At 66.9% G+C, this 1742-nt stretch carries 1 protein-coding gene; it reads right to left on the bottom strand.

Features of this window, described 5'->3' with window-relative positions:
• Positions 1 to 29 precede the first annotated feature (29 nt).
• Positions 30 to 1727: a CTP synthase gene (locus tag J7E68_RS16195; protein ID WP_215174331.1), complete on the bottom strand. Its 1698-nt coding sequence runs from the start codon at positions 1725 to 1727 to the stop codon at positions 30 to 32.
• Positions 1728 to 1742 lie beyond the last annotated feature (15 nt).

Genomic DNA, 1742 nt, shown 5'->3' with positions numbered 1-1742 from the left:
CGCCGAACTCAGGCATCGGCTTCGACGACTCAGGCATCGGCTTCGACGTCGAACAGCTCGCTCGAGCGGTGACGCTCGATCGCGGCTCCGACCAGGCCGCGGAACAGCGGGTGCGGGGCGGTCGGACGCGAGCGCAGCTCGGGGTGCGCCTGGGTCGCGATGTAGTACGGGTGCACGTCACGCGGAAGCTCGACGTACTCGACGAGGTCGAGCTCGGGGTTCAGACCCGAGAAGACGAGGCCGGCCTCGGCGAGACGCGCGCGGTAGGCGTTGTTGACCTCATAGCGGTGGCGGTGACGCTCCGATGCCTCGGGCGCGCCGTACAGCTCACTCGCGAGCGACCCCTCGGCCAGCGCCGCCTTGTAGAGGCCGAGACGCATCGTTCCGCCCAAGTCGCCGCCGTCGAGGATCTCGATCTGCTCGGCCATCGTCGCGATGACCGGTTCGGTGGTCTCGGGATCGAACTCGCTCGACGACGCGTCCGTGATGCCGGCGACGTCGCGTGCGTACTCGATCACCATGCACTGCAGGCCCAGGCACAGTCCGAGGGTCGGGATCCCCTGCTCGCGTGCGAACTTCAGCGCGCCCAGCTTGCCTTCGATGCCACGGATGCCGAATCCACCCGGCACGCAGATGCCGTCGAGTGCGGCGAGCTGCTCCTGCGCACCCTCGGGGGTCTCGCAGCGGTCGGACGGGATCCAGCGGATGTTGACCTTGGTCTCCTGGGCGAAGCCGCCGGCCTTGAGAGCCTCGGTCACCGACAGGTAGGCGTCGGGCAGGTCGATGTATTTGCCGACCAGGCCGATCGTGACCTCGTGCTTGGGGTTGTGGACGGCGTGCAGCACCTTGCTCCAGCGCGACCAGTCGACCTCGTCGGCCGCCTTCTGGTCGAGGCCGAGGCGGCGCACGATGTACGAGTCGAGACCCTGGTCGTTCAGCGTCGAGGGGATGTCGTAGATGCTCGGCAGGTCGACCGTGTTGATGACGCCCTCGGCGTCGACGTCGCACATGAGCGCGATCTTGTTGCGGTTGCTCTCGCTGACCGGGCGGTCGCTGCGCAGCACGAGCGCGTCCGGCTGGATTCCCACCTGGCGGAGGGCCGCCACGGAGTGCTGGGTCGGCTTGGTCTTCTGCTCGCCGGAGGCGCCCATGAAGGGCACGAGAGAGACGTGCACGAAGAAGACGCTGTCTCGACCGAGCTCATGACGCAGCTGTCGGGCCGACTCGAGGAACGGCTGCGACTCGATGTCGCCGACCGTTCCGCCGACCTCGGTGATGATGACGTCGGGGCGCGGGTCCTCCGTCGCCTGCAGACGCATGCGCCGCTTGATCTCGTCGGTGATGTGCGGGATGACCTGCACGGTGTCGCCGAGGTACTCGCCACGGCGCTCGCGCGCGATGACCTGCGAGTAGATCTGACCGGTCGTGACGTTGGCGGCCTCGGACAGGTTGATGTCGAGGAAGCGCTCGTAGTGGCCGATGTCGAGGTCGGTCTCGGCGCCGTCGTCGGTGACGAAGACCTCACCGTGCTGGAACGGGTTCATCGTGCCGGGATCGACGTTCAGATACGGGTCGAGCTTCTGCATCACGACGCGGAGTCCGCGGGCCGTGAGGAGGTTGCCCAAACTCGCGGCGGTGAGTCCCTTACCCAAAGACGAAACGACACCACCCGTCACAAAGATGTGCTTGGTCGTGTCGTTCTTGGGCCCCGCAGAAGCAGAGTTCATCACGGGCTTCGATCC

Source organism: Microbacterium sp. ISL-103, from assembly GCF_018613995.1.
Taxonomy (GTDB): domain Bacteria; phylum Actinomycetota; class Actinomycetes; order Actinomycetales; family Microbacteriaceae; genus Microbacterium.
The sequence above is the reverse complement of the archived record's forward strand: the minus strand, read 5'-3'. Positions and strand labels throughout refer to the sequence as shown.

What these genes read in the sequence shown, in the direction of transcription:
- J7E68_RS16195 (WP_215174331.1), bottom strand. Translation starts at nt 1,727, where the DNA reads ATGAACTCTGCTTCTGCGGGGCCCAAGAACGACACGACCAAGCACATC.